This window comes from Streptomyces parvus (assembly GCF_014648875.1).
Lineage (GTDB): Bacteria > Actinomycetota > Actinomycetes > Streptomycetales > Streptomycetaceae > Streptomyces > Streptomyces parvus.
Genome location: NZ_BMRY01000008.1, coordinates 163,421 through 188,395, shown reverse-complemented (window position 1 = coordinate 188,395; position 24,975 = coordinate 163,421). Strand labels below are relative to the sequence as shown.

The following is a 24,975-nucleotide window of genomic DNA, read 5'->3' as shown; positions in this document are numbered from 1 at the left end:
GAAGGAACCGATCCCGGGGCCCCGCCCGGCTGTTCGCAGCACCACGTACACGCACGAACCTTGCAGAAGGAGCAGTGACCGATGCCCTCCACCCCCCGCAGCACCGCAGTCCCCGACGGCCCCGTGACCGACTACGTGATCGTCGGCGGCGGCACCGCCGGATCGGTCATCGCCTCCCGGCTCACCGAGGACCCGGACGTGACCGTCACGGTCATCGAGGGCGGCCCCACCGACATCGACCGCGACGACGTCCTGACCCTGCGCCGCTGGCTCGGGCTCCTCGGTGGCGACCTCGACTACGACTACCCCACCACCGAACAGCCGCGCGGCAACAGCCACATCCGGCACAGCCGCGCCCGGGTGCTGGGCGGCTGCTCCTCGCACAACACGCTGATCAGCTTCAAGCCGCTGCCCGGAGACTGGGACGAGTGGGCCGAGGCGGGCGCCGAGGGCTGGGACGCGGCCGCGATGGACCCGTACTTCGCCAAGCTGCGCAACAACATCGTCCCGGTCGACGAGAAGGACCGCAACGCCATCGCCCGCGACTTCGTCGACGCCGCCCAGGAGGCGGCCGGGGTCCCGCGCGTGGACAGCTTCAACAGCAAGCCGTTCCACGAGGGCGTCGGCTTCTTCGACCTCGCCTACCACCCCGAGAACAACAAGCGCTCCTCCGCGTCGGTCGCCTACCTCCACCCGCACATCGAGGCCGGTGACCGCCCCAACCTCCGCATCCTGCTGGAGACCTGGGCGTACCGCCTGGAGTTCGACGGCACCCGCGCCACCGGCGTCCACGTCCGCACGAAGGACGGCGAGGAGAACCTGCTGCGCGCCGCCCGCGAAGTCATCGTCTGCGCGGGCGCGGTCGACACGCCCCGGCTGCTGATGCACTCCGGGATCGGTCCGCGCGAGGACCTGACCGCCCTCGGTATCGACGTCCGCCACGACCTCCCGGGCGTCGGCGAGAACCTGCTCGACCACCCCGAGTCCGTCATCGTCTGGGAGACCGACGGGCCCATCCCGGAGAACTCCGCGATGGACTCCGACGCGGGACTCTTCGTCCGCCGCGACCCCGGATCCCGGGGCCCGGACCTGATGTTCCACTTCTACCAGATCCCCTTCACCGACAACCCGGAGCGGCTCGGCTACGAGAAGCCCGAGCACGGCGTGTCGATGACCCCGAACATCCCCAAGCCGCGCAGCCGTGGCCGCCTCTACCTCACGAGCGCCGACCCCGAGGTCAAGCCGGCCCTGGACTTCCGCTACTTCACCGACGAGGACGACTACGACGGCCGCACCCTGGTCGACGGCATCAAGCTCGCCCGCGAGATCGCCCGCACCGAACCGCTGGCCCACTGGCTGAAGCGCGAGGTCTGCCCCGGCCCCGAAGTCACCTCGGACGAGGACATCAGCGAGTACGCCCGCAAGGTCGCCCACACCGTCTACCACCCGGCGGGCACCTGCAGGATGGGCGCCACCGACGACGAAGCGGCCGTCGTCGACCCGCAGTTGCGCATCCGAGGCCTTGAAGGCATCCGGATCGCCGACGCGTCCGTCTTCCCGACCATGCCCGCCGTCAACCCGATGATCGGCGTCCTCATGGTCGGCGAGAAGTGCGCCGAACTCCTCGCGGACCAGGCGCGCGGGACCGCGCCGGCCGCCGGAACCAGCACCAGCACCGGAGGCGATGCCCGATGACCGGAACCGAGACCCTCAAGGCCACCGAGCCCACCGGCAGCACCGGAGCCGACGAGAACCCCGTGTTCGCCGTACGCAACCTCTGGAAGGTGTTCGGCCCCAAGGCCGACCGCATCCCCGGCAGCGAGCACGCCTCGCTCCCGCCCGCCGAACTGCGCGAGGCCACCGGCTGCACCGCCGCCGTCCGCGACGTCTCCTTCGACGTCCGCAAGGGCGAGGTGTTCGTCGTCATGGGCCTGTCGGGCTCCGGCAAGTCGACCCTCGTACGCTGTCTGACCCGGCTGATCGAGCCCACCAGCGGCACCCTCGCCATCGACGGCGAGGACGTCCTCGCGATGGACCGGGCCCGGCTGCGTGAACTGCGCCGCCACCGCGCCGCGATGGTCTTCCAGCACTTCGGACTCCTGCCGCACCGCTCGGTGTTGGACAACGTCGCCTACGGCCTGGAGATCCAGGGTCTGAGCAAGGCCGAACGCCGTGCCAAGGCCGCCGAGTTGGTGGCCAAGGTCGGTCTCGCCGGTCTGGAGGACCGCCGCCCCTCGCAGCTCTCCGGCGGCCAGCAGCAGCGCGTCGGGCTCGCCCGCGCGCTCGCCGTCGACCCGTCCGTCCTGCTCTTCGACGAGCCGTTCAGCGCGCTGGACCCGCTGATCCGCCGCGAGATGCAGGACGAGGTGGTCCGGCTGCACCGCGAGGAGGGCCGCACCATGGTCTTCATCACCCACGACCTCAGCGAGGCGCTGCGCCTGGGCACCCGGATCGCGCTCATGCGCGACGGCGGCATCGTCCAGCTCGGCACCCCCGAGGAGATCGTGGGCTCACCCGCCGACGACTACGTCCGCGAGTTCGTCCGCGACGTCCCGCGCGAGCAGGTCCTCACCGTCGCCACCGCCATGCGGCCCGCGCTCGCCGGGGAGAGCGAGCGCGGCCCCGCCGTCCGCCCCGACGCCACCGTCTCCGAGGCCATCGAAGCGGTCTCCCGCTCCGGCGACCCCGTCGCCCGCGTGATGGACGGCGGCCGGCTCGTCGGCGTCGTCGACCACGCGTGCCTGCTCGACGTCGTCGCCGGAACGACCGCTTCCGCCGCCCCGGAGGCTTCCGGCACCCCCCACGACGCGCCGGACGCACCGGACGGCTCCCGCGAGGTGACCGCCTGATGGCCACCGCACAGGCCACCCCGGCCCGCCCCGTCACCACGGGTGCGCGCCGGGGGCCGCTGGCCGCCCTCCGCGACCGCCCCGCCACCGCGAAGCTCCTGCTCCTCGCGCTCGTCGCCGCCGTCGTCGTGCCCCTCGTGCACGGCCGCTGGGGCGGCGGGATCTGGCCCGAGGCGCTGACCGCCGACCTCTCCGCGCCGCTCGGCGACGTGACGGACTGGATCGTCTCCAACCGCGACAGCCACCCGCTGTTCCTCTACTTCTTCGGCCACATCAGCAACGCCGTAGTCCTCTCCGTACGCGGCGTCTATCTCGTCCTCCTGGGGCTCGGCTGGGCCGGCGTCACCGTGTTCGCCGCCGCCGTCGCCTGGCGCGTCGCGGGGATCAGGCTCGCCCTCACCGCAGGCGTGTCGTTCCTGCTCTGCGGGCTGCTCGGCATGTGGGTGCCGACCATGCAGACGCTCGCGCTGATGGTCGTCGCCGTCCTCGCCTCCGTCGTGCTGGGGCTGCTCCTGGGCCTCGCCGCCGGTCTCTCCGACCGCGTGTTCCGGATCCTGCGCCCGGTCCTGGACACCATGCAGGTGCTGCCCGCCTTCGCGTATCTCCTGCCGGTGGTGCTGGTGTTCGGCATCGGCGTGCCCGGTGCCGTCCTCGCCACCGTCGTGTACGCGGCTCCGCCGATGGCCCGGCTCACCGCGCTCGGCCTGCGCGGCGCGGACAGCGGCGTCATGGAGGCCGTCACCTCGCTCGGCGCGACCGGACGCCAGCGACTGCTGAGCGCCCGGCTCCCGCTGGCCCGCAAGGAACTCCTCCTCGGGCTCAACCAGACCATCATGATGGCGCTTTCCATGGCCGTCATCGCCTCCGTGATCGGCGCGGGCGGCCTCGGCGACCGCGTCTACCAGGCGCTGTCCTCCGTGGACGTCGGCGCCGCCCTCGCCGCGGGCATCCCGATCGTGCTGCTGGCCGTCGTGCTCGACCGTACGACGGAGGCGGCAGGCCGCCGCATCGGCGCCGAGCCCACCGGCCCGGCCCTGCTGCGCGGTTGGCGCGGCTGGTCCCTGGCCGCCGCCGTCACCGCGGCCGTCGCGGTCGCCGGACGGGCGGCCGACGGCCAGGTGTGGCCCGACGGCCTGACCGTCGCCATCGCCGGACCGGTCAACACCGCCAAGGACTGGATGGTCGACCACCTCTACACGGGGGTGCCCGTCGTCGGCGGCACCGCCGACCTCGCCTCCCACTTCACCAGCGGCGTCCTCAACCCGCTGCGCAGCGGGCTCACCGGCCTGCCCTGGTGGTCGGTGCTGCTGATCGTCGCCGCCCTCGCCTGGACCATCGGCACCTGGCGCACCGCCGCCACCGCCGTCCTCGCCATGGCCGCGATCGGCGTACTCGGCGTCTGGGAGCCCTCGATGGACACCCTCAGCCAGGTCCTCGCCGCCGTCGCCGTCACCCTGGTCATCGGCTTCGGCGTCGCCGTCGGCGCGGCCCGCAGCGAACGCCTGGAGCGGCTGCTGCGCCCGGTCCTGGACGTCTTCCAGACCATGCCGCAGTTCGTCTACCTGATCCCCGTCGTCGCCCTCTTCGGTGTCGGCCGCGCCCCCGCCGCCGCTGCCGCGGTCGTCTACGCGCTGCCCGCCGTCATCCGCATCACCACCCAGGGACTGCGGGGCGTCGACCCGGCGGCGATGGAGTGCGCCCGTTCGCTCGGCGCGACCCCGGGCCAGCAACTGCGCCAGGTCCAGATCCCCCTGGCCAGGCCGTCCCTGCTGCTCGCCGTGAACCAGGCGGTCGTGCTGGTCCTGGCCGTCGTCATCATCGGCGGACTCGTCGGCTCCGGCGCCCTCGGCTACGAGGTCGTCCTCGGCCTCGCCCAGGGCGACCTGGCCACCGGCCTCGTCGCCGGAGCGGCGATCGTCTGCCTGGGCCTGATGCTCGACCGGGTCACCCAGCCCACCACCCGCCGCCAGCGACAGGAGAGCTGAGATGAACCGCTCCCGTACGCGCCTGATCACGGCGCTGTCGTCGGCCGCCGCCCTGCTCGCCACGGCGGGCTGCGGCGCCGCCGACATGACCAAGCAGGCCTCCCCGTTCGCGGCCCCCGCCGGGGTCAAGACGGTGACGCTCTCCGTCCAGTCCTGGGTCGGAGCCCAGGCGAACGTCGCCGTGGCCGAGCAGCTCCTCAAGGAGGAGCTCGGCTACCGCGTCGACCTCGTCCAGACCGACGAGGTCCCCGCCTGGGACGCCCTCAGCCAGGGCCGCGTCGACGCGATCCTGGAGGACTGGGGCCACCCGGACCAGGAGAAGCTGTACATCGACGAGAAGAAGACCATCGTCCGGGGCGGCGACCTCGGCGTCACCGGCCACATCGGCTGGTACGTCCCGAAGTACTGGGCCGACGAGAACCCGGACGTCACCGACTGGAAGAACCTCAACAAGTACGCGGACGAGCTGAGGACCGCCGAGAGCGGCGGCAAGGGCCAGCTGATGGACGGCTCGCCGTCCTACGTCACCAACGACGTGGCCCTGGTGAAGAACCTGGACCTGGACTACAAGGTGGTCTTCGCCGGCTCCGAGGCGGCCCAGATCACCCAGATCCAGCAGTTCGCCAAGGAGAAGAAGCCCTTCCTCAGCTACTGGTACCAGCCGCAGTGGCTGTTCAACGAGGTGCCGATGGTCGAGGTGAAGCTCCCCGAGTACACGGACGAGTGCGCGGCCAAGGACCCGAAGGACATCGACTGCGCCTACCCGACGACGCCGTTGCAGAAGTTCCTCAACGCGGACTTCGCCGAGCGCGGCGGTGACGCGTCGGCGTTCCTGAAGAAGTTCCACTGGTCGGAGAAGGACCAGAACGAGGTCTCCGAGATGATCGCCTCGCAGAAGCTCACTCCCCAGGAGGCGGCGAAGCGCTGGATCGAACGCCACCCGGACGTCTGGAAGAACTGGCTGCCGAAGGACTGACGCCGTCCGGCGCCCGGCTCCTTGAGGGGAGCCGGGCGCCGTCCCCGCTACCTCGACCGGACCGTCGCCGTGACGTCCCGGTCCGGCTGGAGCGTCAGGCCGGTCACGGGCGTGATCTCACCGGGGTCGACGTCCAGGGTGAAGCGGCGGGCCAGCACGGCCAGCAGGAGGACGGCCTCCACCATCGCGAAGCGCGTACCGATGCAGACCCGGGGCCCGCCGCCGAACGGGAACCACGCGTACTCCGCGATCTCGTCGCCGCTCGCGGGGTCCCAGCGCTCGGGCCGGAACTCCTCCGGCTCCGGGAACCACCGCGCGTCGCGCTGCGTGGCCCACTGGCTGCTCCACACCCGGGTGCCCTCCTCGATCGGCAGGCCGCCGATCGTTGCCCCCTCCTTCGCGACCCCGGTGATCAGCCAGACCGCCGGGTACAGCCGCAGCGTCTCCTTCACCACGGCCTGGGTGTACGTCAGTTGTGCGTAGTCCTCGAACCCGGGCTCCCGGTCGCCGAGCACCCGGTCCAGTTCCTCGGCGAGCGCGTCGCGCACCCGGGGGTTGCGGGCGAGCAGACACCACGCCCACACCAGCGTCGTGCTCGTCGTCTCGTGACCGCCGATGTACAGCGTGACCGTCTCGTCGCGGATCTCGTCGTCGGTGAGACGGGTCCCGCTCTCGTCGACGGCGGTGAGCAACCGGCTGAGCAGGTCGGGGCGTTCCTCCTCACCGTCCCGGTGCCGGGCGACGACCCGGCCCACCTCGGCGTCGATGACGGCGGCGGCCTTCTTGATGCGCGCCCGGCCCGGCGTGGGCACCCAGTCGGGGAGCAGCGCGCCGATCCCGGCGAACTCCTTGCCGATCTCCATCTGGGCGACGTCCATCGCCCGGCCCATCGCCTCGGAGTCCGCCGGGGTGTCCACCCCGAAGATCGTGCGCACGGCGATCTTCTGCGTCAGCGCGGACATCTCCTGCTTGACGTCGATCCGTTGGCCGTCCGACCAGCGGTCGGCCAGCTCCACGGCGGAGGCCGCCATCGTGGCCGCGTACGACGTGACCTGCTTGGGCCGCACCGAGGGCTGCACCAGCGAGCGTTTGCGCCGCCAGTCCCGGCCCCGCGCCACGAGCATCCCGTTGCCCAGGACGGTCCGGAAGGCGATCCCGAGCTTCGGCTGGTCGAAGGTGTGCTCCGTCTCGGTGAGCAACTCGCCTATGCAGTCGGGGTCGGCGAGGAAGACGCACCGGTTGCGGCCGAACCGCCAGCGCACCATGTCCCCGTGCCCGCGCAGGAGTTCGAAGAAGGCCAGCGGGTTCTTCCCGAACTGCGGCAGGTTCCCCACCAGAGGCAGCCCCTTGGGTCCCGGCCTGAACGCGTGGCCGCGAGGCTGGGTGTCGAGCGCCGGGCCGGTCTGCGTGGACATCGAGGAACTCCGCTCACTGGGGCGCGCGCCGCTGTCGGCGCGCAGCCGTTCGAGCCCTATCGAACAGGATGGGGGCGGCGCTCCACCAGGGCGTCGGCAGGGCCTGACCGAAATCCGTCAGATGTCTTATGGGGCAAGCGAGTTGTCGAGGGGAGCCGCAGTCGCCTCCGGATCCGGACAGGAAGCGCAGGCCGACTTTCGTCCCCGTGCGAGAATCCCGCCATGTCGATGGATCCGCTGGTCTCCCGGGCCCGTGCGCTGTGGCAGGAGCTGGCGGCCGAACCGGGCGCCGCCTTCGGAACTCCCGGCCGCCCGACGGTCCTGGTCGCCCCGGGCTCGGCCCTGGCGCCGCCGTCCTGGGTGGGCGTGGTGACGGTCGGGGACGGGGCGCTGATCACCGCGCCGACGGACCGCGCCGCGGATGCGTCACGTTCCGCGCTGACCGGCCTGACGACCGCCGCGCTCACCGACCCCGCCGCCGTCGCCCGACGGCTGCCGGTGGCCGACACGCTCGGCCCGGCGGCCCTGGGCTACCTCGCCCCGGACGCCCTCCGCCCGATCGGGCGGACCACGGCCGCGACGGCGCGTCTGTCTCCCGAACATGCCGCGGTGCGCGCGCTGTTGACGGAGGTGGGCTCGGAGGACGCGGGCGAGAGCGGGCTGGCGGACGTCACCTCACCGGTGTTCGTCGTCCGCGGCGGCACGGAGGTGCTCGCCGCCGCCGGGTACGAGCACTGGCCGCGCGACACCGCGCACCTCTGCGTGCTGACCGCGCCGCACGCGCGAGGCCGGGGCCTGGCCCGGCAGGTGGCGCACGCGGCGACCGCGCACGCCCTCGCCGCCGGACTGTTGCCGCAGTGGCGGGCCCGGCCGCCCGCGTCCCGCCGGGTGGCGCGGGCGCTCGGCTACCGGGAGGTGGGCCGTCAGTTGAGCGTGCTACCGGCCTGAGCGGGCCCGGAGCCGCAGTTCCCCCGGGGAGTGTCCGGCCGGGGCACCACGACGATCTGGACGTCGTCCTCGTACACGATCCTGCCGGGATCCACGGACTCCAGCCGCTCGCACGGCACCCTGTGAGCGGCCAGCAGCGCGAGATAGCCCGGGATCCGGTCGAGCAGATGGGTCGCCGTCCCCTTGAACCAGGCCACCGCCCCGGGGTTGACGTCGGAGTCGTACACCGTCGGGTCGACCCGCGAGGGGTCCGTGTACGCGGCGTCGTACCAGTCGTTCCCCGCCCGCCAGAAGCGGTGCTGCTCCTCGCTCAGGCGCCCCTCCCGCGCCAGCCCGTTGGCCAGGGCGAAGATGCCCGGGAAATGCCCCCGGGGACTGCGCTCGGTGCTCTGGAACCGTACGTACGTCGTCGTCCCGCTCATTCTGTTCCCCTCCGCCGCGGCGTCCCCGGCCTCGACGATCCGGTGCCCCTGTCGGGAGCCAGGATCGCCGAGACCGGGCTGAGCCGCCAAGCGGGCGCGGGGGCCGAAGCGCCTGTCAGACGCCGGGCGGCACGTGGGCCGGGCGGCCCCGGCCCCGCGTCAGCGAGTAGCCGAACACGGCTGCCAGCGCGGCGAGTACGCCACCGCCCACGGTCCACAGCCAGCGGTCGGTCCACCAGCCCGAGGCCCAGCCGTCCTCGGGCTCACCGGCGGCGACGGTCGAAGGCGCGTCCGAAGCGCGCCCGTCGCCCTCGCCCGCCGAGGCGACCGAGACGCCCGGCACCAGCGGCTCGGCGAGGGTGCCGTCCCCGTCGTGGCCCCCGCCGAGCTCCTTGAAGCTCGTCCGCACCTCGACGCCGACCGGCAGTCCGAGGTCGGCGGCGGGCAGGTCCACGACGGTGAGGCGGATGTAGTAGCTCCCGGGCAGGGGGTCGTTCGCCCACGGCTCGGACCAGGCCCGCACGGGGCGCAGGACGCAGGACAGCTCGACGGTGGCCGCGTCGGCCGCCGCCTTACGGGTCTGGTGCCCGTACATACAGGCCTGGCGGCGGCGCAGCCCGTCGTACACGTCGACCTGCCAGGTGGACGCACCACGCCGGGCGGCGCTCTCGGGCAGCTTCACCGTGGCCTCGACGGTGGGCCGCTGACCGGCGTCGGCCGGGAACACCCAGTACAGGTAGTCGCCGGCCGAGGCCTGAGCGGTGCCCGACCGGCCCTGCTTCAGGGCGGTCGCCGTACGGAACGTGGTGCCGGCCTCGGTGGGACCGGCCTCGTCCCCGGCGGGGCTCGCGCTCGCCGACGGGTCGTCCGCCACCGCCGGGCCGGCCGTGGTGAGGAGGGTGAGCCCGGCGAGCAGCGCTCCGGTGAGCGCGCGTCGTACGCCGCGGGCGCGGCGAGGGGTCCTGGTCATCAGTTGGTCCTCCAGACGGCGATGCGCCAGCGCGAGATCCAGCCGGTCAGCAGGCCCGCGACCAGTCCGGTCAGGACGAGCGCGCCGAGCAGCCACCAGCCGCGGCCGAGCCCGAAGGCGGCGACGTCCGAGGCGTTGTCCGGGCCGTCGACCACGTCCACGGTCAGCTCGACCGGCAGACCGGGGGACCGCTTCACCGAGGCGGGCGCGGAGAAGGAGTGGGCGAGCTGGAGGCAGACGGTCTCGGCGGCGGGCTTGCCGTCGCCGTCGTCACCGTCCTCCGCCTCGGGCTTCGGATAGCGCAGCCCGGACGAGATCACGTCCGTGCGGCCGGTCCCGGCCTCGGAACCCCGGACGATCTCGCGCCCGTGCACGGTCACCGCGCGCAGCAGGACCCCGTAGTCGTCGTCCACGGCACGGTCGGCCGCGACGCTCGCCGAGGCGCGCAGCTCCTGACCGGGCAGCACATCGACGCGGTACCAGCGGTGTTGGCCGATCTCCGAGCGGTCGGTGAAGAGCCCCGGCTTCAGCTCGGGAGCCCCGGAACAGCTCTTCGCCCCCTCGGTCGCCACCGGAGTGACGACGGGCTCGGCGGCCCGGTCCACCAACTGCTTGACGCGGTCGGAGAGTTCTTCCTTGTGCTGGACGGCGGTGTACGTGCCGCCGGTGGCCTCCGCGATACAGGTCAGCTGCTGGCGGATCTTGGCGTTGGGCACCAGACCCAGCGTGTCCACGACCAGGTGGGTACCCCGGGCGGCGATCTCCCGGGCCACCTCGCACGGGTCGAGCGGCCCGCAGGTGTCCTCGCCGTCCGTGATGAGCACGATCCGCCGCGAACCGTCCCCGCCCTCCAGATCGTCGGCCGCGCCGAGCAGGGCCGGCCCGATCGGGGTGAACCCGGTGGGGGCGAGGGTGGCGACCGCGGCCTTGGCCTCCGTGCGGTCCAGCGGACCGACCGGATAGAGCTGCCGGGTGTCCTTGCACCCGACCTTGCGGTCCTCGCCCGGATAGTCCGCACCGAGCGTCCGGATCCCGAGCTGCACCTGCTCGGGCACCGCGTCCAGAACATCGTTGAACGCCTGCTTGGCGGCGGCCATCCGGGACTGGCCGTCGATGTCCCGGGTACGCATGGAACCGCTGACGTCGAGCACCAGCTCGACCTTGGGGGAGGGGGCGGCGGGGGCTTCGTCGGCGGCGGCGGGGATCGCGGTGCCGAGCCCGGCGGCCAGGGTGGCGAGCGTTATGCCCACCCCGGTCGTCAGCCGTTTTCTAGTGATCATCGCCGGATCTTATGGAAAATCAGTTCGTATTCCCAACCGGGGGTCTTGGGCCCCGGCGGCGGTGTTCACCGTCGCGCCTCCCGGTCCGGGTTCGGTGTCGCGACTATCGCCGAAGGGCGGTGACCGGGAGCCGCCCATGCGGAGGCCCCCGGCCGCGAGGAGCCTTTCGTTCAGCCGCCCAGCATCGGCCCCGACGCCCGCTCCAGGACCGACGTGACCCGCTCCCAGGTCTCCGTGTCCCTCTCCACCGCCGGTAGCTGACGGTCCGTCCCGGACTGCTGCCAGGCCGTCGCCAGGGCCACCGGGTCGCCGCCGCCCGCGGCCGATGCGGCCAGTGCCGCCGCGCCGAGTGCGACCAGCTCTCCGTTGCCCGGGATGACGACCGGGCGGCCGGAGAGACGGCGTACCGTCTCCACCCACGTCCGGCCCTGCGCCCCGCCGCCGATCAGCCGCAGCGGGCGGGCGGCGACCTCGGGGGCGGCCGGGTCGAGGCCGCAGGCCGACAGGAGTTCGTCCGTGGCGCGCAGTACGGTGACGGCCGCGCCCTCGTAGGCGGCCCCCAGCAGTTGCTGCCGGGTCGTGTGGTGGCGGAGTCCGGTGAGGAGGCCGGAGGCGGTCGGCAGGTCCGGGGTCCGTTCGCCGTCGAGGTACGGGAGCAGGACCGCCTCGCCGCCGGGCGCCGCGTCCTCGCGGTCCAGGCCCAGCAGGGCCGCCACCTTGTCCACGGCGAGCGTGCAGTTGAGGGTGCAGGCCAGCGGGAGGTACGTACCGTCGGCGGCGGCGAACCCGTTGAGCGCGGGGGACGCGGGGCGGGTGCGGGAGGCTGCGAACACCGTGCCGGACGTGCCGAGGCTGAGGGCCGGGTGGTCCAGCAGCCCCGCGCCGCCGAGGCCGAGGCCCACGGCGGCGCTCATGTTGTCGCCGGTGCCGGCCGCCACCGCGATGCCCGCGGGCAGACCGAGCGCCTCGGCCGCCGCTTCGGTGAGCGAACCGATCCGGGCCGCCCCCGTGGGCGCCACCTCCGGGAGCAGCGCCGCGTCCAGGCCGAGGAGTTCCAGCAGCTCCGGGTCGTACGCGCCGGTCGCGGTGGAGTACCAGCCGCTGCCCGAGGCGTCCCCGGGGTCGGTGGCGGCGACCCCCGCGAGGCGCTCGGTGAGGAAGTCGTGGGGGAGCCGGACGCCCGCCGCGTCCGCCGCGCTCGCCGGTTCGTTCTCCCGCAGCCACTGCCACTTGGAAGCGGTGATGGACGCCACCGGTACGGATCCTGTCCGCGCCGTCCAGGCCTCCGGTCCGCCGAGTGCCTCGGTGAGAGCGGCGGCCTGCGGCGCGGAGCGGGTGTCGTTCCACAGCAGCGCGGGGCGCAGCGGCCGGCCCGCCCGGTCGAGCACGACCAGCCCGTGCTGCTGCCCGGCCACCGCGATCCCGGTGACCGCGCGGCCCGGGAGGCCGGACTCCTTCAGCCCGGCGGCCACCGCCTCGCACAGCGCCCGCCACCAGATCTCCGGATCGCTCTCCCGGGCCCCCGCCTCACCGGAGACCACGTGCGGGGCGCGCCCCACGGCGAGCTGCTCGCCGGTCCCGGCGTCGATGAGGACTGCCTTGGTGGACTGCGTCGAACTGTCCACGCCGATGACGACGGCGGGTGACGGCATGGGAAGCCTCTTTCGCGCTGCGGGGCCGGCCAACGGGTGCTGGCCGACGCGTGCTGATCATTCGGCTGCGGCACGAACAAATTACGGGATGCGCGGCCCTCTGCACAGGGGGTCGAAAACGCTCCCCGCGGCAAGGGGGTTCCGTGCCCGGGGTACCGTGTGCTTGATTAGTCATGACACTGAACAAATAGGGGTGCCGGGCTCGCCGCCGGGCGTCCCGACGGCAGGCGAAGGCGGTCGGACGACGATGACGGAACGCTTCACCCCCACCCCCGAGGACAAGTTCAGTTTCGGTCTGTGGACCGTGGGCTGGCAGGGCAGGGACCCCTTCGGCGACGCGACCCGCGCGGCCATCGACCCCGTCGAGTCGGTCCAGCGGCTCGCGGAGCTGGGCGCCTGGGGCGTCACCTTCCACGACGACGACCTGATCCCCTTCGGCGCGCCGGAGACCGAGCGCGAGAAGATCGTCAAGCGTTTCCGGCAGGCGGTCGACAGCAGCGGCCTCGTCGTGCCCATGGTGACGACGAACCTCTTCACGCACCCCGTCTTCAAGGACGGCGGGTTCACGGCCAACGACCGTGACGTACGCCGCTACGCGCTCCGCAAGACCCTGCGCAACATCGACCTCGCCGTCGAGCTGGGCGCGAAGACGTTCGTGGCGTGGGGCGGCCGCGAGGGCGCCGAGTCGGGCGGGGCGAAGGACGTCCGCCTCGCCCTGCACCGGATGAAGGAGGCCTTCGACCTCCTCGGCGAGTACGTCACCGAGCAGGGCTACGACCTCCGCTTCGCCGTCGAACCCAAGCCCAACGAGCCGCGCGGCGACATCCTGCTGCCCACCATCGGCCACGCCCTGGCGTTCATCGAGCGCCTGGAGCGCCCCGAGCTGGTCGGGGTCAACCCGGAGACCGGACACGAGCAGATGGCCGGGCTCAACTTCCCGCACGGCATCGCCCAGGCCATGTGGGCGGACAAGCTCTTCCACATCGACCTCAACGGCCAGTCCGGCATCAAGTACGACCAGGACCTGCGCTTCGGCGCGGGCGACCTGCGCCAGGCGTTCTGGCTCGTCGACCTGCTGGAGAGCGGCTACGAAGGCCCGCGCCACTTCGACTTCAAGCCCCCGCGCACCGAGGACTACGACGGCGTCTGGGCCTCGGCCGCCGGCTGCATGCGCAACTACCTCATCCTCAAGGAGCGGGCCGCGGCCTTCCGCGCCGACCCCGAGGTGCGGGCGGCGCTGCGGGCCTCCCGCCTGGACGAACTGGCGCGCCCGACCGCGGGGGACGGCCTGGCGGAGCTGCTCGCCGACCGCACGGCGTACGAGGAGTTCGACGTGGACGCGGCGGCGGAGCGCGGAATGGCCTTCGAGGCGCTGGACCAGCTCGCCATGGACCACCTGCTCGCCGTCCGCTGACGTACGGGCTGATGCGCGGGGCGAGCCCGGGCCCGTCGGCGTACCGGACGGGCCCGGGCTCACCGGCGTACCGCGTGAGCACGGGCCGGGGCCTTCGGGCCGCCTCGGCCCACGCCCCCAATCACCCGCCCGACGGCTCCGCGTACGCCACCGGATCGTCCAGCACGTCCTGCACCACGAGCGCCGCCGCGCCCCGCGCCGCGTCGCCCGCCACCGACGACGCCCGGAGCCGGCCGCTGCCGGGCGACCAGAGGCCCGACACCACCCGGCCCGTCAGCTCCTCGTCCGCGGGCGGCGCCAGCCACGGCATCAGGCTCCGGTAGATGCCGCCGAGCACCACCGCGTCCGGGTCGACCAGATTGACCGCCCCCGACAGCACCCGGCCCAGCATCCGGCCCGCCTCACCGATCGCGGCCACCGCACGCGGGTCCTCCGCCCCCGCGCGCCGCTCCAGCTCCAGCACCCCGGAGGCGCCGCCGATCCCCTCGATCCCGGCTGACCGCAGCAGCGCCGCCTGTCCGGCGTACTGCTCCAGGCACCCCCGCGATCCGCACCGGCACTCCGGACCCGCCGGGTCCACCACCACATGGCCGATCTCCCCGGCGAAACCGTGCGCACCGCGCAGCAGTTCGCCGTTCAGGACCAGCGCCCCGCCGACCCCGATCTCACCGGTCAGATAGAGGAAGCTGCGGACTTCCCCGAGCCCGCCGAACCACAGCTCGGCCAGCGCCGCGAGATTGGCCTCGTTCTCCGAGGCGACCGGCAGCGCCGGGTGGCCGGGGCGCAGGGCGGCCAGCGCGTCGGCGAACAGCTCCTGCGCCGGGACCTCGTTCCAGCCGAGGTTGGGGGCCTGCCGCACCGACCCGCCGGAGACGAGCCCCGGCAGCGCCAGCGCCGCCCCCACCGGACGCAGCTCCTGCTCGTACGCCGACTCCAGGGTCCGCGCGGCGAGCCGGGCCGCCCGCGCCAGCGCCTCCTCGGCGGGCGTGCCCCGGTTGTCGAGGTGCTCGGTCTGCCGGACCCGGCCGGTGCCCGCCAGATCCACCACGCACACCGAGACGTAATCGATGTTGATCTCCACACCGAGCCCGGCCGGACCGGTGCGGGCCACCTTCAGCGCGGTGCCGGGGCGGCCGGCCTGGCCGCTGAACGTCTTGCCCGACTCGGTGAGGAACCCGCTGTCCATCAGCTGCTCGACGAGCGAGGACACCGCGGCCCGGGTCAGCCCGACCCGGGCGGCCACTCCGGCGCGCGTGGCGTCGCCGCGCTCGCCCTCGTCCCGCACGGCGCGCAGTACCAGGCTCAGATTGTGCCGTCGCACGGTGTCCTTGTCGGCCTTGGGCCCCAGCGGAGTGAGGATGCTCTTCATATCGTCGCCGAGCCTATGTGATGCGGGGCTCCGCGCGAGCGGTGCGAGTAGGGGCGGCCCCGGCCCTCCGGCCGGAACCACCCCTCGTGATCAGGGCTTGGCGCCCCGGTCCTTCAGCATGTCCGCCATCAGTCCGATCTCCGACTGCTGGCCCCGGACCATGCCGTCCGCCAGGTTCCGGATGACGTCCGTCCTCGCCGTACCGGCGGCGGCCTGCGCCATGTCGGCGCCCGCGCGGTGGTGCACGGTCATCAGCCGCAGGAAAAGGACCTCGGCCTTCTCGCCCTTCGCGGCGGTGAGCTCCGCCAGTTCCGCGTCGGTCGCCATGCCCGGCATCAGCGAACCGTCGTCGGTCGGCGTGAAGGTGTGCCCCATCCACTTCATCGGCGGCCCGGCCGCGCTCTTCGGCAGTCCCCACATCTCCAGCCAGCCCAGCATCATGCCGCGCTGATTGGCCTGGGTGTTGATGATGTCGTACGCGAGCCGCCGCACGTCCTCGTCGTCGGTGCGGTCCCGCACGATGAACGACATCTCGACCGCCTGCTGGTGGTGGATCGCCATGTCCCGGGCGAAGCCCGCGTCCACGGAGTCCTCCGCCGGAGCGGACAACGACGACCCCCCGGACGGGGAGGCCGCGGAGGGGCGGACGACCATCAGCGCCACCAGCCCCAGCGCGACGACCAGCACCGCGGCTCCCGCGAGGATCAGCCGACGGGTGGAGCGGGCGGGTGCGAGGGCGGTCATCCGTCCAGCCCGCCGGTGCAGGCGGCCCCGGGCTCAGGAGTCTGCGGGCCCTGCACGTACTTGGTGAAGAACTGGTCGACCCGGTCGTCCGAGGCGCTCTTGACCGTGACCTGCTTGCCCCAGGCGCTGAGCATCAGCGGGTCCTTCTGGTCCTTGACCGGGCTCATCAGCGAGTACGGGGTCGCCTTGACCTTCTTGGTGAGCGCCTCGATGTCCGCGTCCGAGGCCTTGTCGTTGTACGTCACCCAGACCGCGCCGTGCTCCAGCGAGTGCACGGCGTTCTCCTTCGGTATCTCCTCGGTGTAGACGTCCGCGTTGCAGTTCATCCAGACCTGGTTGTGGTCGCCCCCGACGGGCGGGTTCATCGGGTAGTCGACCTTGTTCGCCACGTGCTCCTGCGTCAGCTTGTCCCAGCTGCGCTCACCCGTGACGGGCGAGGTCTTGGCCTGCTCGTCCTTCTTCTCCTTCTCGTTCGCCTGCACCATCAGATAGCCGCCTCCGGCGACCAGGGCGGCGACCACGGCCACCGACGCCCCGATGGTGATGATGCGGACCCGGCGTTCGCGGGCCCGCTCCTTGCGGCGTGCCTCTTCGAGCTTGGCGCGCCGCGCCGCTGCCGGGTTGTTCTGGTTCTTGGCGGAAGCCATGAGAAGTCCTCGTCGTTCAACCGATGCACAAGAGGTCTGTGCATGAGGGGGTAAGGGATGCGGGGCATACGGAAGACCGCTCCCGTTGAACCGGCGCCGGGGCGCGGCGGGAGAGCGGACCCGGCCTCTAGATCCGTTGGACCTGAAGGCGCAGTTGATCGACGGAACGGACACCGTCGTGCGAGGGACCCCTGATGGCCGCGGACCCCGTGAGCGGGGTGGCGGGGACGAAGGCCACGGGCGAGGGAACGGCCACGGGCGCGGACGACACCGGGAGCACGACGGCCACCGTGTGCGTCGAACCCCCGTGGCACGACGTGCCCAGGCCGCGGTCCGGCGAGGAAGCCAGCACGACCGGTTCGAAGGCCGCTTCGGGCGTCGGGGTGAACGCGCGGACGGCGGCCGCTTCGGCCTCACCCGTCGCGGCCGGCACGGCGGCGGACGACGTGGCGGCCGAGCAGCAGAAGAGCATGGCCAGGAGGAAGAAGACCCAGCCGAGGGCGAAGGGCGCGCGGGAGCCGTACCGGTGTCGGTCGGTCCGCGTGCTCACCCTGTTCATCGCCCGTCATCGTAGTAGGTATGTGAACTTTCAAAGACAGTGGGTCGCGCCGTTCGCGGGACAGTGTGCCCGAGTCGCCGCCGCTGGAACAGAGGTCAAACATTTTACAGGTGTAATACCTGTTAACGTATATGGGTGAGTGATACACCTGTCCGCCCCGGGCGGCCCTCCGTCCGCAAGCTCCCGCAGCTCCCGCCGGCTGTCCGCGGCCTCTCGCCGGCCTCGGCCCTGCGGCTCTCGCCGCCCTCGGACACCTGGTTCAAGCCGGCCCTCAGCGTGGTCGTCGCCTCCGCCGTCCCCCATCTGACGCTTCTCGTCCTGGGCCGGCTGGACCTGGCCGTCTACTCCATGGCCGGGTCGCTGTGCGCGCTCTACGGACACGGCCTGCCGTACGCCCGGCGGGCCCGGGCGCTCGCGGGCGTGGTGCTCGGCATGGCCGCCGGACTCGCCGTCTCCCTGGTCACCGCCTCGCTCACCGGCTCGACCGCCGTGCTCATCGCGGTCGGGGCGCTGCTCGCCGCCGTACAGAAAGTGCTGTGCGACGCCACCCGGATCGGGCCGCCCGGCCATGTGATCTTCACCTTCGTCAGCTCGGCGGCCCTCTTCGCCCCGCAACGCCTCGATCAGATCCCCGGCCACCTCGCCCTGACCCTCGGCGCGGGCGCGTTCGCCTGGCTGGTCGCCCTCGCGCCCGCCCTGGTGCGCCGCGAGGGGCCCGAACGCCGGGCCGTCGCCCGCGCCCTGGAGGCCGCGGCGGTCTGCGCCGCGGACCCGGGCCCGCGCAACGGCAATGCCGTCGACCCGGGCTCGCGTAACGGCAACAATGCCATCGACCCCGGCCCGCGAAACCGGCGCGCCGCGGCCGCCGCCGTGCACGCCGCCTGGCGGTGCCTGCTCGCCTCCGGGCGCCCCACCCCCGTGCGCCGGTCGCTGGAACGCCTGGTGGTGCAGGCCGAAGCGGCCTTCGTGGCCCCGGGCCCCGGGGCGGGGGCGGCGGAGCCGGAGCGGCTGCGCGCCTGGGCCGCCCGGACCCGGGGGCGGGGACCCGTGCCCACGCCCTCGCCGGCCCCCGGAACCGCCGACGAGCTCTACGGGATCGACGCCGAACGCGCCGTCCTGCGCGCCCGGGAAGGCCGTCGCGCGGCCCGCCGCGCCCTGCTGCGCCGTCTCGGTCCCGGATCGCCGCTGCTGCCGGTCGCCGTCCGTACCCTGTTCGGCTGCGCGCTCTCCGGGTACCTCTGCGCCGCGCTCGGCGTCGGCCGCCCCTACTGGGCGATCGTCACCGCCGCCTCCCTCTGCCAGGCCAACCTCACCCTGTCGTGGAACCGCGCCCTCCAGCGCACCCTCGGCAACCTCCTGGGCGTGCTCGTCTTCGCCGCCGTGCTGCCGGTGTCGCGGATCGGCCCGCTCGCCCTCGTCTGCTGCTGCCTCTTCTTCGGCTTCGCCGCCGAGGCCCTCATCACCCGCAACTACTGGCTCGGCTCCGTCGCGGTCACCCCGATGGCCCTGCTGGTCCTGGAGTTCGGCGGCACCCACCCGGCCGGGGAGCTGATCGGCGACCGGGTCCTGGACACCGTCCTCGGCGCGGCCGCCGGCTTCCTGGCGGCGACGCTCGTCACCAACCGGCGGGCGGCGGGCCGGGTCGAGCGGGCCCTCGACGCCACCGACCGGGCCCGCGCCGCCGCGGAGCGGACCGGCGCCGACCCCGCGGCCGCGCCCGCCGAGCGGGACCGGGCCCGCCGGACGCTCACCGCGAGCCTCGTCGAACTGCGCGAGGCGGGTGACACGGCCGCGGGCGAATGGTGGCAGCGCGCCCTGCCCGAGCAGCGTCTTCTCGCGGCCGAGCGGGCCGGACACCGTACGCTCGCCGCGACAGCACAACGGCGCGGGCCCACGGCCCACGCCCCTTCGATCGGAGCGGAGTGACCGACGACATCGTTGCCTCGGTGGTCCGGCAGTGGCAGGCCGTCAACCCCGAGCTCGACACCGGGCCGATGGAGATCATCGGCCGGATCAACCGCTGCGCCGCCCTGCTCCAGCAGGCGGAGGACGCCCCGCTGCGCTCCGCCGGGCTGACCCGCGCCGAATTCGACCTCCTCGGCGCCGTACGCCGTACGGACCGGGAGCTGACCCCCGGCGAGCTGGCCCGCGAGACCTTCTCCTCCGGGGCCGCCGTCACCAAACGGCTGCGCGCCCTCCAGGACCGCGCCCTCGTCGAGCGCCGCGGCGACGACCGTGACCGGCGGGTCGCCCATGTCCGTCTCACCGACGAGGGGCGCGCCCTGGTCGACCGGCTGCTGCCCGAGCAACTGGCGTACGAACGCTCGGTGCTGGCCGGTCTCGACCTGCCCGGCCGTGATGAACTCGCCTCCCGGCTGAGCGAGTTGCTCGTCCAGCTGGAAGGGCGCCTCGGGGGAGCCCGCCGCTGACCCCGACGCCACCGTCGGTGGCGGGCTCCGCATACGCGTCAGTGCGCCGAATTTCCCCATCACCCCTCCGTCGGCCGGGAATCTGCTCCTTTCGATCCGGTTCGGTCACCTGTGCCTCTGGCTGATTTTGTGTGCTGACAGGGGGAGGTGATGGGGTTTTTCACTCGATAAATGGCTTGTCCGGTGGCGAAGGTGTCCTCGTCCTGCGCGCCGACAGGCCAGCGGTAGGTCTATTTTCAGCCGCCGCTACTCCCCGCACACGTTCCACAGCGCTCAGTGCAAAAACTGGTGAGTGTATTCCTCCCGGCGGGCTTCCGCAGGGGGTTGGGTGAATATGCCGAAGCACTGTTCTGATCTGGCTAAGCTCACGCGCAGTGAAGTCGAGTTGAGATGAATTCGAGCACTTGTTCCTGAGTCTCCGCTCCCGTGCGCATACATCCCGGAATCAACCGCCAGAGGGTTTTAGATGGTCCGTGTTGAATCACCGCCGACCGACAGAGAAGTCCCCGTCGTCCGCGTAGTCCTGCCGCCCGTGGTCCTGCTCCTCGGCGCGACCGCCGCCGGGTCGGCCCTGGTCGCACCGGCCGCGCGGATACCAGTCGCCGTGTGCGGCGCGATCACCACGCTCGTGGTCGCCGTACTCACCGTGGCGCTCCACCGCGCCCGACGTGCCTCACGCGTCCAGCGCGCCGAGCACGAACAGCGCATCGCCTACCTGGAACACCGCATCCACTCGCACGACGCCGAGACGGTGCGGCTCACCAAGGAAGTCATGCCCGCCGCCATCCGGCGGCTGCGCGTGGGCAATTCGCCCGACGAGGTGATGCGCGACATCGTCGACGCGGACGCCGCCAACCGCCATCTGCCCAAGGCGCTGCGCGAACAGATCCACCAGGTCCTCGAAGTCATCGACAACGAGGAGGCCCGGCGTGACTCCGCCCAGCGCGCCTTCGTCAGCGTCGCCCGCCGCGTCCAGGCGATCGTGCACCGCCAGGCCAGTGAACTGCGGGAGATGGAGGACCACTACGGGCGCAACCCCGAGGTCTTCGACGACCTGCTGCGCATCGACCACGGCACCGCGCTGATCGGCCGCCTCGCCGACTCCATCGCCGTGCTCGGCGGCGCCCGCCCCAGCCGCCAGTGGCCCAAGCCCGTACCGCTCTTCAGCGTGTTGCGCGGCGCGATGTCCCGCATCCTGGAGTACCAGCGCGTCGATCTGCACTCGATCGCCAAGGTCGCCATCGTCGGCACCTCGGTCGAACCGCTCATCCACGCCTGCGCCGAGCTCCTCGACAACGCGACCCGCTACTCGCCGCCCCAGACCCGGGTGCACGTCACCGCGGTCGAGGTGCAGACCGGCATCGCCATCGAGATCGAGGACGGCGGCGTCAGCCTCAGCGAGGAGGCCCGCGCCCGCGCCGAGAACATGCTCGCCCAGGCCCAGGCCGGCATCAACATGAACGACCTCGGGGAGTCCCCGCGCCTCGGCATGGCCGTCGTCGGCCGGCTCTCCCGGATGTACCAGCTCCAGGTGTCGCTGCGTCAGTCGGCGTACGGCGGCGTCCGCGCCGTCCTCATCGTGCCGCGCGAGATGATCACCACCGGACCCGCCCCGGGCATCGCCCACGGCATCGGCGCCACCTCCCGGCCCACCAGCTCCCTGGACATGTCGCAGCTCCAGCACGTGGTGCCGCCGCCCGGCAAGCGCAAGCCCAAGCCCGCCGCCACCGGCCCCGTGCCGTCCGTGGCCGCACCGGTCCCCACCGGGGCCCCCGCGGCCGCCGCGCGCCCGGCCCCTCCCGCGGCCGCCATGGAGGACGACGTTCCCGTGGTCACCGAGTGGACCGAGAACGGGCTGCCGCAGCGCCGCAGCCGGGGCCGGGCCCCGCTCGGCTCGCACAACCTGCCGCAGCAGCCCACGCCGCCCCCGGCCGCCACGAACGGCTTCCAGCCCGGTCCGGGCGACGGCACGGACGGCGGACGCGGCGAGGAGAAGCCCCCCGGCCTCTGGCTGGAGGCCTTCACCAAGGCCGTCAACGGCGTACCGCAGGAACGAAAGCACGGCGAAGACTCCGATGACGCGTGGGACAAGGGAGACCTGAAGTGATCCAGCAGCGGGGAAACATGGACTGGATGCTCAAGGAGCTGGCCGACGACGTTCCGAGCATCCACCAGATCGTGGTGCTCTCGTCGGACGGTCTGCGCATCGCGATGCACGGCGGCGACCCCGACGTCGCCGACCGGCTCGCGGCGGCCTGCGCCGGACTCCAGAGCCTGGCCGCCGCGGTGGCCACCGAGATCCCGTACAGCGACGGACTGATGAAGCTCGTGGTCATCGAGGTCACCGGCGGGTTCTTCTACCTGATGGCGGCCGGCACCGGCGCGTATCTCGCGGTCCTGGCCGGCGAGACCGTCGACGCCGGACTCGTCGGGGCCCGGATGCGGGACATGGTCGTGCGGATCGGAGCCCACCTGACCAGCCCGCCCCGCCACGGCGGGCAGTCCGGATGAGTGGACCTCGACGAGAACGCCGCAAGACCGACCCGGATCTCCTCGATCCGGAACGGCTGTACGTGATCACCGGCGATCTCGACGACAGCGAACGGGCCGCGCTCGACCTGGTCACGATGGTCGTCGCGCAGGCGGAGCCCTCGCCGACGTTCCAGCCCGAACAGGCCGCGATCCTGCGGCTCTGCCAGGCCCCGTTGTCCGTCGCCGAGATCTCGGCCTACCTCGGCCTGCCGTTCAGCGTGGTCACCTCGCTCCTGAGCGATCTCCTCGCCACCGAGCTCATCGAGTCGCGCGCGCCGATCGTCCGCGCCACTCTCCCCGACAGGTCCCTTCTCGAAGCGGTGATGCATGGACTTCAGAAGCTCTGACACGATCACCGGACCCCGCACCGAGGACGTCCTCCCCACCACGGCCACCGCCGCGGTGAAGGTCGTGATCGTCGGAGGGTTCGGCGTCGGCAAGACGACCATGGTCGGCTCGGTGAGCGAGATCCGGCCGCTGACCACCGAAGAGACCATGACCCAGGCCGGCGTCGGCGTGGACGACAACGCCGGGGTGGAGACGAAGACCGCCACCACCGTCGCCATGGACTTCGGACGGATCAGCCTCAGCGAGGAACTGATCCTCTATCTGTTCGGCACCCCCGGCCAGGAGCGCTTCTGGTTCCTGTGGAACGGCCTCTTCGAAGGCGCCCTCGGCGCGGTCGTCCTCATCGACACGAGACGGCTCGAAGTCAGCTTCGACGTCATCGGCCGACTGGAGGAGCGCGGAGTGCCGTTCGTGGTGGCCGTGAACACCTTCCCCGACGCGCCGCACCACCCGGTCGAGGCCCTGCGCAGCGCCCTCGACCTGCCGGACGAGGTCCCGATGATCGACTGCGACGCCCGGCTGCGGGCCTCCAGCCGCGATGTGCTGATGACCCTGATGCGCTACCTGCACAGCCTGGCCGTCCCCCTCGCCTGACACCCCCGCCCCCGGGCCCGGCGACGGGACCGCCCCGGGGGCGCACGCCATCCCCCGGCGTACGCCCCCGGCCCGGTCCGCACCCGGACGCCCCGTCCCGCCCGCCTGCGCACCAGCCCTGGAATCCTGATCCCTGGAGCCCCTGTGACAACCCCGTTCCACCACGAACCCGGCGCCGTGCCCCCGCCCCAGTGCCCGGCCCACAACCTCGACGTCGGCCCCGGCGGACTGCGCCGGCTCTACGGCCCCGAGGCGGAGAACAACCCCGCCGGCCTCTACGACAAGCTCCGCGCCGAACACGGCACGGTCGCCCCCGTCCTGCTCCACGGCGACGTCCCCGCCTGGCTCGTCCTCGGCCACAGCGAGAACCTCCACCTCACCCGTACGCCGTCCCAGTTCTCCCGGGACTCGCGGCGCTGGCGGGCCCTCCAGGACGGCAGCGTCGCCCCCGACCACCCGCTCGCCCCCATCTTCACCTGGCAGCCCGTGTGCGTGTTCGCCGACGGCGCGAAGCACGAGCGGCAGCGCGGCGCGGTCACCGACAGCATGGAGCGGATCGACACCCGCGGGGTGCGCCGCCACATCAACCGGTTCAGTAACCGCCTCGTCAACGACTTCTGCGAGAAGGGCACCGCCGACCTGGTCAGCCAGTTCGCGGAGCACCTGCCGATGATGGTGATGTGCGCGATCTTCGGCATGCCCGAGGAGTACGACGAGCGCCTCGTCCAGGCCGCCCGCGACATGACCCGCGGCACCGAGACCGCCGTGGCCTCCAACGCCCACGTCGTGGCCGTGCTGACCCGCCTCGTCGAGCGCCGCCGCGCCGAACCGGCCCACGACTTCGCCAGCTGGCTGGTCGAGCACCCCGCGACGATGACCGACATCGAGGTCGTCGAGCACCTGCGCCTCATCCTCATCGCCGCGTACGAGTCCACCGCCAACCTCATCGCCAACGTGCTGCGCATGGTCCTCACCGACCCGCGCTTCCGCGCCCGGCTCAGCGGCGGGCACATGACCGTCCCCGAGGCCGTCGAGCAGACCCTGTGGGACGAGCCGCCGTTCACCGCCGTCTTCGGCCGCTGGGCCGTCGGCGACACCGAGCTGGGCGGCCAGCAGATCAAGGCGGGCGACGCCCTCCTCGTCGGGATCGCCCCGGCCAACACCGACCCCTCCGTCCGCCCCGACCTGGGCGCCGACATGGGCGGCAACCGCGCCCACCTCGCCTTCAGCGGCGGCCCCCACGAGTGCCCGGGACAGGACATCGGCCGCGCCATCGCCGATGTCGGCGTCGACGCGCTCCTGATGCGTCTGCCCGACCTGGAACTCGGCGTGGGGGAGAGCGAACTGCGCTGGGTCGGCAACATCATGTCCCGCCACCTGGTCGAGCTGCCGGTGATGTTCGCCCCGAGTCCGCAGCAGAAGCTGGACGCCGATCCGCTCTCCGTGATGGCCCGCACCCCCCGCCCGGCCGATGCCTGGGAGATCTCCTCCCCGGCCAGGACCGTCCCCGAGCCCCGGCACGAGGCGGCGGCCGGAGCGCAACCCGCCCACGCCCCGGGCGCCGCCCCGCAGCCCGCCCCGGCCGCCGCGCCTCCTGCGGACCGTCCGGCTCCCGCCGCCACCCCCGCTCCCGCGCCGGTCGCGACGATCCCGCGCCAGCGCCGCCCGGCCGCCCCCGCCCGGCTCTGGCAGGCCGTCACCCGCTGGTGGAACGGCTACTGACGCACCGACGCTCCGGCCGCGGCGGCCCCGGATCACGCCCACGGGCCCGGGTCCGCCGCGTCGCGCGCCCCGGGCGCGGCCCGCGCGGGCCGGTCCGGACCTGCCCGTACCATCGAGCAG

General features: G+C 72.9%; 22 protein-coding genes. 13 read left to right on the top strand and 9 right to left on the bottom strand.

Going from position 1 to position 24,975, the window contains the following annotated elements; translation table 11 throughout:
* Positions 1-81 precede the first annotated feature (81 nt).
* Genes IE140_RS24470 through IE140_RS24455 form a run of 4 tightly spaced genes read left to right on the top strand, consistent with a single transcriptional unit; the run spans position 82 to position 5,810 of the window.
* The gene (locus IE140_RS24470; protein WP_150193914.1) at positions 82-1,695 is read left to right on the top strand and encodes a GMC family oxidoreductase; all 1,614 of its coding nucleotides are present in this window, start codon (positions 82-84) and stop codon (positions 1,693-1,695) included.
* On the top strand, positions 1,692-2,849 hold the full coding sequence (locus IE140_RS24465; RefSeq protein WP_150193916.1) for a quaternary amine ABC transporter ATP-binding protein: 1,158 nt from the start codon (positions 1,692-1,694) through the stop codon (positions 2,847-2,849). Before IE140_RS24470 ends, IE140_RS24465 begins: the two co-directional genes overlap by 4 nt.
* Positions 2,849-4,834 (top strand): ABC transporter permease, encoded by a 1,986-nt coding sequence (locus IE140_RS24460; protein WP_150193918.1) that lies wholly within the window; start codon positions 2,849-2,851, stop codon positions 4,832-4,834. The genes IE140_RS24465 and IE140_RS24460 overlap by 1 nt, the downstream gene beginning before the upstream one ends.
* Position 4,835: 1 nt before the next feature.
* Entirely contained in the window at positions 4,836-5,810 is a 975-nt protein-coding gene (locus IE140_RS24455) for an ABC transporter substrate-binding protein (RefSeq protein ID WP_150193920.1), read from the top strand.
* Positions 5,811-5,857: 47 nt separating this feature from the next.
* On the opposite strand, the gene IE140_RS24450 is transcribed toward IE140_RS24455, so the two are convergent.
* The gene (locus IE140_RS24450; RefSeq protein ID WP_150193922.1) at positions 5,858-7,225 is read right to left on the bottom strand and encodes a cytochrome P450; all 1,368 of its coding nucleotides are present in this window, start codon (positions 7,223-7,225) and stop codon (positions 5,858-5,860) included.
* A gap of 222 nt (positions 7,226-7,447) precedes the next feature.
* Between IE140_RS24450 and IE140_RS24445 the strand changes: the two genes are divergently transcribed.
* The gene (locus IE140_RS24445) at positions 7,448-8,173 is read left to right on the top strand and encodes a GNAT family N-acetyltransferase (RefSeq protein WP_150193924.1); all 726 of its coding nucleotides are present in this window, start codon (positions 7,448-7,450) and stop codon (positions 8,171-8,173) included.
* On the opposite strand, the gene IE140_RS24440 is transcribed toward IE140_RS24445, so the two are convergent.
* From IE140_RS24440 to xylB, 4 genes are all read right to left on the bottom strand, one after another.
* Positions 8,149-8,595: a hypothetical protein gene (locus IE140_RS24440; RefSeq protein ID WP_150193926.1), complete on the bottom strand. Its 447-nt coding sequence runs from the start codon at positions 8,593-8,595 to the stop codon at positions 8,149-8,151. The two genes, IE140_RS24445 and IE140_RS24440, sit on opposite strands and share 25 nt — an antisense overlap.
* Before the next feature lie 115 nt (positions 8,596-8,710).
* On the bottom strand, positions 8,711-9,565 hold the full coding sequence (locus IE140_RS24435) for a hypothetical protein (protein WP_109180825.1): 855 nt from the start codon (positions 9,563-9,565) through the stop codon (positions 8,711-8,713).
* Complete coding sequence (locus IE140_RS24430) at positions 9,565-10,845, bottom strand: VWA domain-containing protein (RefSeq protein ID WP_150193928.1); 1,281 nt, start codon at positions 10,843-10,845, stop codon at positions 9,565-9,567. The genes IE140_RS24435 and IE140_RS24430 overlap by 1 nt, the downstream gene beginning before the upstream one ends.
* 170 nt (positions 10,846-11,015) lie before the next feature.
* On the bottom strand, positions 11,016-12,497 hold the full coding sequence (xylB, locus tag IE140_RS24425) for a xylulokinase (protein ID WP_150193931.1): 1,482 nt from the start codon (positions 12,495-12,497) through the stop codon (positions 11,016-11,018).
* Positions 12,498-12,744: 247 nt separating this feature from the next.
* Here xylB and xylA point away from each other — a divergent pair, with 247 nt between their 5' ends.
* On the top strand, positions 12,745-13,911 hold the full coding sequence (gene xylA, locus IE140_RS24420; protein ID WP_032762755.1) for a xylose isomerase: 1,167 nt from the start codon (positions 12,745-12,747) through the stop codon (positions 13,909-13,911).
* 121 nt (positions 13,912-14,032) lie between these two features.
* Here the strand turns inward: xylA and IE140_RS24415 are convergent, their stop codons facing one another.
* The 4 genes from IE140_RS24415 to IE140_RS24400 all read right to left on the bottom strand — a co-directional run bounded on the left by IE140_RS24415 (position 14,033) and on the right by IE140_RS24400 (position 17,230).
* Positions 14,033-15,280, bottom strand: coding sequence for an ROK family protein (locus IE140_RS24415; RefSeq protein WP_150193933.1), 1,248 nt, complete (start codon positions 15,278-15,280; stop codon positions 14,033-14,035).
* 90 nt (positions 15,281-15,370) lie between these two features.
* Positions 15,371-16,024: a DUF305 domain-containing protein gene (locus tag IE140_RS24410; RefSeq protein ID WP_093443625.1), complete on the bottom strand. Its 654-nt coding sequence runs from the start codon at positions 16,022-16,024 to the stop codon at positions 15,371-15,373.
* Positions 16,021-16,671, bottom strand: coding sequence for a thioredoxin-like domain-containing protein (locus tag IE140_RS24405; RefSeq protein ID WP_093443627.1), 651 nt, complete (start codon positions 16,669-16,671; stop codon positions 16,021-16,023). Before IE140_RS24405 ends, IE140_RS24410 begins: the two co-directional genes overlap by 4 nt.
* 127 nt (positions 16,672-16,798) lie before the next feature.
* Positions 16,799-17,230: a hypothetical protein gene (locus IE140_RS24400; protein ID WP_150193935.1), complete on the bottom strand. Its 432-nt coding sequence runs from the start codon at positions 17,228-17,230 to the stop codon at positions 16,799-16,801.
* Positions 17,231-17,365: 135 nt separating this feature from the next.
* On the opposite strand from IE140_RS24400, the gene IE140_RS24395 reads away from it, so the two are divergent.
* The 7 genes from IE140_RS24395 to IE140_RS24365 all read left to right on the top strand — a co-directional run bounded on the left by IE140_RS24395 (position 17,366) and on the right by IE140_RS24365 (position 24,855).
* On the top strand, positions 17,366-19,156 hold the full coding sequence (locus IE140_RS24395) for an FUSC family protein (protein ID WP_150193938.1): 1,791 nt from the start codon (positions 17,366-17,368) through the stop codon (positions 19,154-19,156).
* Entirely contained in the window at positions 19,153-19,659 is a 507-nt protein-coding gene (locus IE140_RS24390) for a MarR family winged helix-turn-helix transcriptional regulator (RefSeq protein ID WP_032762750.1), read from the top strand. Before IE140_RS24395 ends, IE140_RS24390 begins: the two co-directional genes overlap by 4 nt.
* 466 nt (positions 19,660-20,125) lie before the next feature.
* On the top strand, positions 20,126-21,766 hold the full coding sequence (locus tag IE140_RS24385; protein ID WP_109180831.1) for a sensor histidine kinase: 1,641 nt from the start codon (positions 20,126-20,128) through the stop codon (positions 21,764-21,766).
* Entirely contained in the window at positions 21,763-22,170 is a 408-nt protein-coding gene (locus IE140_RS24380; protein ID WP_006128841.1) for a roadblock/LC7 domain-containing protein, read from the top strand. Before IE140_RS24385 ends, IE140_RS24380 begins: the two co-directional genes overlap by 4 nt.
* Positions 22,167-22,538: a DUF742 domain-containing protein gene (locus tag IE140_RS24375; RefSeq protein WP_006128842.1), complete on the top strand. Its 372-nt coding sequence runs from the start codon at positions 22,167-22,169 to the stop codon at positions 22,536-22,538. The genes IE140_RS24380 and IE140_RS24375 overlap by 4 nt, the downstream gene beginning before the upstream one ends.
* Positions 22,519-23,133: a GTP-binding protein gene (locus tag IE140_RS24370; protein WP_006128843.1), complete on the top strand. Its 615-nt coding sequence runs from the start codon at positions 22,519-22,521 to the stop codon at positions 23,131-23,133. The genes IE140_RS24375 and IE140_RS24370 overlap by 20 nt, the downstream gene beginning before the upstream one ends.
* A gap of 144 nt (positions 23,134-23,277) precedes the next feature.
* Complete coding sequence (locus tag IE140_RS24365) at positions 23,278-24,855, top strand: cytochrome P450 (protein WP_189460695.1); 1,578 nt, start codon at positions 23,278-23,280, stop codon at positions 24,853-24,855.
* Positions 24,856-24,975 lie beyond the last annotated feature (120 nt).